5 protein-coding genes are annotated in these 7336 nt (G+C 64.7%); 3 read left to right on the top strand and 2 right to left on the bottom strand.

Going from position 1 to position 7336, the window contains the following annotated elements; genetic code table 11:
• Positions 1-1554: helix-turn-helix transcriptional regulator (locus DH10_RS35220; RefSeq protein ID WP_246811693.1), on the top strand; the 1554-nt coding region annotated here is incomplete at its 5' end.
• Positions 1555-1720: 166 nt separating this feature from the next.
• On the opposite strand, the gene secA is transcribed toward DH10_RS35220, so the two are convergent.
• Positions 1721-4453, bottom strand: coding sequence for a preprotein translocase subunit SecA (gene secA / locus DH10_RS35215; RefSeq protein ID WP_192251337.1), 2733 nt, complete (start codon positions 4451-4453; stop codon positions 1721-1723).
• Between the two features lie 264 nt (positions 4454-4717).
• On the opposite strand from secA, the gene DH10_RS35210 reads away from it, so the two are divergent.
• Complete coding sequence (locus DH10_RS35210) at positions 4718-5635, top strand: peptidylprolyl isomerase (RefSeq protein WP_192251322.1); 918 nt, start codon at positions 4718-4720, stop codon at positions 5633-5635.
• Between the two features lie 56 nt (positions 5636-5691).
• Here DH10_RS35210 and DH10_RS35205 read toward each other — a convergent pair whose 3' ends face one another.
• Positions 5692-6282, bottom strand: a complete 591-nt coding sequence (locus DH10_RS35205; protein ID WP_192251319.1) for a TetR/AcrR family transcriptional regulator — start codon at positions 6280-6282, stop codon at positions 5692-5694.
• Between the two features lie 186 nt (positions 6283-6468).
• Between DH10_RS35205 and DH10_RS35200 the strand changes: the two genes are divergently transcribed.
• The coding region (locus tag DH10_RS35200; protein ID WP_192385900.1) for a bifunctional ornithine acetyltransferase/N-acetylglutamate synthase at positions 6469-7336 on the top strand (868 nt) is incomplete at its 3' end.

Genomic DNA, 7336 nt, shown 5'->3' with positions numbered 1-7336 from the left:
CCGCTTGCCGCGCGCGAGGCCTCGCGCGTCGGCGCGCATCGCGATGCCGCCGGCCATTACGAGGTCGCCTTGCGCTATTCTGACGCCCTGCCGATGGAAGGCCAGGCGGCGCTGCACGAAGGCCATGCCTTCGAATGCCATTTGATCGGCCGCATCGACGCGGCCATGGAGGCGCAGGGCGAGGCGCGCCGGCTGTGGCAGGCGCTTGGCGACAGGCTGAAGGAAGGCGACAGCCTCAGATGCCTGTCGCGCTTCGCCTATCTCGTCGGCGACCGCGCGGCGGCGGACCGGTTCGGCGTGCAGGCCGTCGAGCTTCTGGAAACGGCGCCCGACAGCGCCGAGCTTGCCATGGCCTACTCGAACCTGTCCCAGCTGGCGATGCTGGCCGAAAGGCTCGACGAGACGCTTTCGCTTGGAGCCAAGGCCGTCGGGCTGGCGGAGCGGCTGAACCGGCCGGACATCCTCTGCCACGCGCTCAACAATGTCGGCGCCGCCGGACAATGGCTGGATTTCGCCAAAGGGCGACGCGATCTCGCCCGCAGCCTTGGAATCGCCCTTGCGGGGAATTTCCAGGAGCATGCGGCGCGCGCATTCACCAATTGCGCCTGCGTCGAGATGAACAGGCTCAACCTCAACGAGGCGGAAGCCTTCCTCGACCGCGGCATCGCCTATTGCGTCGAGAACGATCTGGCGACCTGGCGCGACTACATGCGCGGCGTGCAGGCACAGTTGCTGCTGCGGCGCGGCCTGTGGAACGAGGCGGCGACGATAGCGCATGATGTCGTTGACGACGAGGCGACGACCGCGCTGGTGCGCTACCCCTCGCTGGTGGCGTTGGCGAGACTGCGCATCAGGCGCGGCGATCCATCAGCCGGGCCGGTGCTGGACGAGATGAAGCGGTTCCTGGATAAAGGCATGGAGCTGCAGCGGCTGGCGCCTTACGCGGCGGTGATGGCGGAGCTCGCATGGCTAGGACAGGGCGACAGAGCCGAGGCGCTACGCCTTATCGATCTTGCCGAAAGCCGGTCGCCGACGCGCGCCGTGGTTGGCGAGCTGGCAACCTGGCGCCAATTTCTGTCGCCTGACAGCGATCCCGGCGAGATCGACGGCATGGCCGAGCCGCATCGCCTTTTGCTTGCCGGCGACTGGCGGGGTGCCGCGGCGTTCTGGGCCAGGATAGACGCCCCCTTCGAGCGCGCGCTCGCCTTGCTGCAGGGCGACGAGGCGGCGCAGCGCGAGGCGCTCGACATTTTCGAAGGGCTTGGCGCAAGGCCGGTAGCGCAGCATGTGCGCGGCCTGATGCGGCAGAGCGGCGTCAGCCATATCGCGCGGGGGCCAAGGCAGGCAACGCGCACCAACCTCGCCGGCCTGACCCAGCGCCAGATGGAAGTGCTGCAGCTGATCGAGCGCGGCTTCTCCAACAAGAAGATCGCCGCGCACCTGACCATCTCGCCGAAGACGGTCGATCACCATGTCTCGGCGGTGCTGGAGAAACTGGAAGCCGTCTCGCGCGGCGAGGCGACGGCCGCGGCGCGGGCGTCGGGGTTGTTGTAAACACCGGTTCCTGGGTGAGAAGAGGCATCGCCGGTGTCGGCGCTGCCCCTCACCCGGCCCTTCGCTATCGCTCCGGGCGTTCGTCGTTCGAAAAGCCAAGCAATTGGCTTTTCGTCCGCTGCGCGGACCACGTCACCCCCGTAAAACGGGGAGAAGGGAAAAGGGATCAGGCGAATGCTCCGTGGCAGTGCTTGTATTTCTTGCCGGAGCCGCAGGGGCAGGCCTCGTTGCGGCCGACCTTGCCCCAGGTTGCCGGGTTCTTCGGGTCGCGATTTTCCGGCGCGACGATGGCATTGGATTCCTGGCGAACCAGCAACGCCGTCTCGCCGCCCTCGAAATCGTTCTCGCCGGTGGTGCCGTCGATGTGGCTGCCGAACATGTCCGGCGCTTCGGGCGGCGGCGCTTCGGCAGCCTGGCGGACCAGCTCGACGCGCATCAGCTGCGCGGTGACGGCCTGGCGCAGATTGCCGAGCATGCCTTGGAACAGCTCGAAGGCCTCGCCCTTGTATTCTTGCAGCGGATCGCGCTGGGCATAGCCGCGGAAGCCGACGACCGAGCGCAGGTGGTCGAGGTTGACGATGTGCTCGCGCCACAGATGATCGAGCGTCTGCAGCACCACCGAACGCTCGACATAGCTCATCACGTCGGGGCCGAAACGCTCGGCGCGTTCCTTCGCCGCGGCCTCGGCAGCGGCCGAGATGCGCTCGCGGATGTCGTCCTCGGCGATGCCCTCTTCCTTGACCCACTCCTCGATCGGCAGGTCGAGATTGAGGTACTGCGCCACTTCCTCCTTCAGGCCGGCCACGTTCCATTGCTCGGCATAGGCGTTTTCGGGGATGTTCTTGGTGACGATTTCCTCGATGACGCCCTCGCGCATCTCGGCGATCGTTTCCGATAGGCCCTCGCCGTCCATCAGCTCGATGCGCTGTTCGAACACCACCTTGCGCTGGTCGTTCGAGACGTCGTCATATTTCAAGAGGTTCTTGCGGATGTCGAAGTTGCGCGCCTCGACCTTCTTCTGCGCCTTTTCCAGCGCCTTGTTGATCCACGGGTGGATGATCGCCTCGTCTTCCTTCAGGCCGAGCTTCTGCAGCATGCCGTCCATGCGCTCGGAACCGAAGATGCGCATCAGATCGTCCTGCAGCGACAGGAAGAATTTCGAGCGGCCGGGGTCGCCCTGTCTTCCCGAACGACCTCTAAGCTGGTTGTCGATGCGGCGCGATTCATGGCGCTCGGTGGCGAGCACGTAGAGGCCGCCGGCGCCGAGAGCCTTCTCTTTCAGGCGGGCGACGTCGTCGCGGATTTCCTTTTCCCTGGCCTCGCGCTCGGGCCCTTCAGGCATGTCGGCCAGCTCCTCGGCGATGCGCATGTCGGCATTGCCGCCGAGCTGGATGTCGGTGCCGCGGCCGGCCATGTTGGTGGCGATGGTGATGGCGCCGGGCTTGCCGGCCTGGGCGACGATGGAGGCCTCACGCTCGTGGTGGCGGGCGTTCAGCACCTCGAAATTCTTGAAGCCGTCCTTGCGTAGGCGTTCGGCCAGTTGCTCGGACTTCTCGATCGAGGTGGTGCCGACCAGGATCGGCTGGCCCTTGTCGCGCGCCTCCTTGATCTCCTTGACGATCGCCTTGTACTTCTCGTCGACGGTCCGGTAGACCTCGTCGTCCTCGTCCTTGCGGATGACGGGCAGGTTGGTCGGGATCTCGGTGACCTCGAGATTGTAGATGTTGGCGAATTCCTCGGCCTCGGTCAGCGCCGTGCCGGTCATGCCGGCGAGCTTCTTGTAGAGGCGGAAATAGTTCTGGAAGGTAACCGAGGCGAGCGTCTGGTTCTCCGGCTGGATCTGCACATGTTCCTTGGCCTCGAGCGCTTGGTGCAAGCCTTCCGAATAACGGCGGCCGGGCATCATGCGGCCGGTGAACTCGTCGATGATGACGATCTCGCCGTTGCGCACGATGTAGTCCCTGTCCTTCTGGAATAGGAGGTGCGCCTTCAGCGCGTTGTTGACGTGGTGGACGATGGCGACGTTCTCGACGTCGTAAAGCGACTCGCCCTTCAACAGGCCGGCATCGCGCAGCATGTTTTCCAGCTTTTCGGTGCCGTCCTCGGTGAAGATCGTAGTCTTCTGCTTCTCGTCGACCTCATAGTCGGCCGGGCCGAGCTTCAGCATGTAGGCGTCGATGGTGTTGTACATTTCCGAGCGGTCCTCGAGCGGACCGGAAATGATCAGCGGCGTGCGTGCTTCATCGACCAGGATGGAATCGACCTCGTCGACGATGGCGTAAGCATGGCCGCGCTGCACCATCTGCGAACGCTCGTATTTCATATTGTCGCGCAGATAGTCGAAGCCGAGCTCGTTGTTGGTGGCGTAGGTGACGTCGGCGGCGTAGGCGTCGCGGCGTTCGTCATCCGAAAGACCGTGGACGATGATGCCGACGGTCAGGCCAAGGAACTTGTAGACGCGGCCCATCCATTCGGCGTCGCGCTTGGCGAGATAGTCGTTGACGGTGACGACATGGACGCCCTTGCCGGCGAGCGCATTGAGATAGACCGGCAAGGTGGCGACCAGCGTCTTGCCCTCGCCGGTGCGCATCTCGGCGATGCCGCCATTGTGCAGCACCATGCCGCCGATCAACTGCACGTCAAAAGGACGCATGCCCAGAACGCGGCGGGCCGCCTCGCGCGCGGTGGCGAAGGCCGGTATCAGCAGGTCGTCGAGCGAAGCGCCGTTGGCGAGATCCTGGCGGAATTTTTCGGTGCGGCCGGCAAGCTCGGTATCCGAGAGCGCCCGCATCTCGTTTTCCATGGCGTTGATGGCCTCGACCCGTGGCCGGGTCGACTTGACTCGGCGGTCGTTGGAGGAGCCGAAAACCTTACGCGCGAGAGCGCCGAGACTGACCATCCAATGGCCCTTTCGATAGCAATTTTAGCCGTTTGCGACAGGCGCCTGGCGGGCCCATCAAATCCGCGTGAATGCGGACAAACGCAAAAAGCGCCCGGAAAACGGTTCTGGACGCCAAGTCGTTGGACAGATAAGAGGGGGCTCAACTGATGTCAACGCCGCGTTGACCCTATGGGCAGCGCCAAATTCCGCCACAATCGGACGGATTGGAACCCTTCCGCTCAAGCGATCCTTATTGGCAATCCCCCATTGGAGTTTATCTTGATGTCCTTGTCGTTCCGCCGCGCGTCGCTCGCCAGCCTTGGCCTGGCCTTCGGGCTCTCGGCTCTTTCGCTGTCGCCGCTAATGGCGCAGGAAACCAAGCCCGCCCAGCCGGACGCTGCGGCTCCCGCCACCGCTCCGGTCGATCCGAACGCCGTGGTCGCCACCATCAACGGCGAGAAGTTGACCGAGGCCGACCTTGCGCTGGCCGAAGGCGAGCTGTCGCAGCAATTCCAGCAACTGCCGCCGGAACAGCGCCGCGCCGCCGCCCTTTCGGCGGCCATCGAAATCCGCGTCATGGCCAAGAAGGCGGTCGACAGCGGTCTCGACAAGGATGCCGATTTCCAGCGCCGCATGGCGTTCCTGCAGCAGCGCGCCCTGCATGGCGAGGTGGTCGAGAAGGAGGTCGTCGACAAGGTGACGGATGCGGATGTCCGCGCCCGTTACGACCAGGAAATCGCCAACACGCCGCCGGTCAATGAGATCCATGCCCGTCACATCCTCGTGAAGACGAAGGAAGAGGCCGAGGCGATCATCAAGCAGCTCGATGGCGGTGCCGATTTCCAGAAGCTCGCCAACGAGCACACCAGCGACCCGAGCGGCAAGACCAGTGGCGGCGACCTGGGCTGGTTCGGCCCTGGCCAGATGGTGCCGGAGTTCGACAAGGCGGCGTTTGCCCTGGATGTCGGCAAATACTCGAAGGAGCCGGTGCAGTCGCAGTTCGGCTGGCATGTCATCAAGGTCGAGGACAAGCGCGCCAAGCAGCCGCCGGCCTTCGACGACGTCAAGGATCAGGCCAAGCAGGCGGTGATCCGCGACAAGTATTTCGCCATGGTCAAGGAATTGCGCGGTGCCGCCAAGGTCGAGATCCCGGACGCGAAGCTGAAAGCGGCGGTCGACACGCTGGAGAGCGGCAAGTAATTCCGCATCGGCTAGGAGCATTGCAGAGGGCGCCTTTCGGGCGCCCTTTTCGCGTTTCAGGCGGGCGCTATGCCGCGCACCACATAACGCACCGCGGTGCGGATCGTCGCCTCGTCTTCATCGAGGCGATTGGTCAAAAGATGCCTCCAGGCGTAGGAAGCGATCAGGTCGGCCACGATATCGGCGTCGACGTCCGCCGCCACCTCGCCGCGCGCCTTGGCGCGTTCGATCATCCCGCCGGTATGGGCGCGCCGGCCTTTTGTATAGTCGGCAAGCGCCACCGCCGCGGCCTGGTCGGATTGCGCTTCGGCGACCAGCGACCGGAAGACATTGCCGGACGAAGTGTCGCGCCAATGCGCGAACAGATTCACGAGGAAGCCGGCAAGATCCTCTTCGAGCTTGCCGGTATCGGGCACCGCGACACGCTTTTGCCGCTGATAGACCTCGATCAGCAGCGCCGCCTTGCTCGGCCACCAGCGATAGATGGTCGGTTTGCCGGCCCGCGCGCGCCGTGCGACGGCCTCGATCGAAAAGCCGGAATAGCCGGCCTCCGCCAGCACCGCTTCGGCGGCCTCGATGATGGCGTCGGCGCTTTCCGGGTTTCGCTTTGCGCCGATCGACTTGCGCCCCGGGGCGACTTCGCCCATTTCTGCGTCCTTAGTCGATGAATCTTCTGTCGATCATATTGGGTCCTGAGGCGAAACGAAACGGACCGTTTTAGGTTGTGGCGTCATCAACTGAGCCCGCGAACCGCGGCCAGAACGCCTCTTGCGCCAGCGCGTTCTATCGGGCAAACCGGCCTTCCTTTCGCGTTCTGCCGCTCCGGGGTCCCCATGTCCGCAACGATTTCGCCGCTCGCACCGAAGAAATACCCCAAGATGCCGGTCATCGAGGGCGTGCGCATCGCCACCGCCGAGGCCGGGATCAAATATCGGAATCGCACTGATCTGCTTGCCATGGTCTTCGATCCTGGAACGGCCGTCGCCGGCGTGTTCACCAAGTCGAAATGCCCCTCGGCGCCGGTCGATTACTGCCGCCAGAACCTGCCCGCCGGCAAGGCGCGCGTGCTGGTGGTCAATTCGGGCAATGCCAATGCCTTCACCGGCAAGAAGGGCAAGACTTCGACCGCGCTGACGGGCGAGGCGGCGGCGAAGGCCGCCGGATGCTCCGAGAGCGAGGTGTTCCTGGCCTCGACCGGCGTCATCGGCGAGCCGCTCGACACTAACAAATTCAGCCATCTGCTTGCCGGCCTGGTGAAGGAAGGCAAGCCGGACCTGTGGACCGAGGCGGCGAAGGCCATCATGACCACGGACACCTATCCGAAGGTGGCAACCCAGATGGTGAAGCTCGGCGATGCCGACGTGACCATCAACGGCATTGCCAAGGGCGCCGGCATGATCGCGCCCGATATGGCCACGATGCTCTCCTTCATCGCCACCGATGCGCCGATCGCGGCACCCGTGCTTCAGGACCTGTTGTCGCGCGGCACGGCCAAGACCTTCAATGCGGTCACCGTCGACAGCGACACCTCGACCAGCGACACGCTGCTCATCTTCGCCACCGGTAAGGCCACCGCGCGCGGCGCTCCGGCGATCAGCGATCCGAAGGATGCGCGGCTCGGCGCCTTCCGCCGCGCGTTGGGCAAGGTGCTGAAGTCGCTGGCGCTGCAAGTGGTGCGCGACGGCGAGGGCGCGCGCAAGC

Source organism: Mesorhizobium silamurunense (assembly GCF_014843825.1).
Classification (GTDB): domain Bacteria; phylum Pseudomonadota; class Alphaproteobacteria; order Rhizobiales; family Rhizobiaceae; genus Mesorhizobium; species Mesorhizobium silamurunense.
This window is presented reverse-complemented; position numbering and strand designations above follow the sequence as displayed.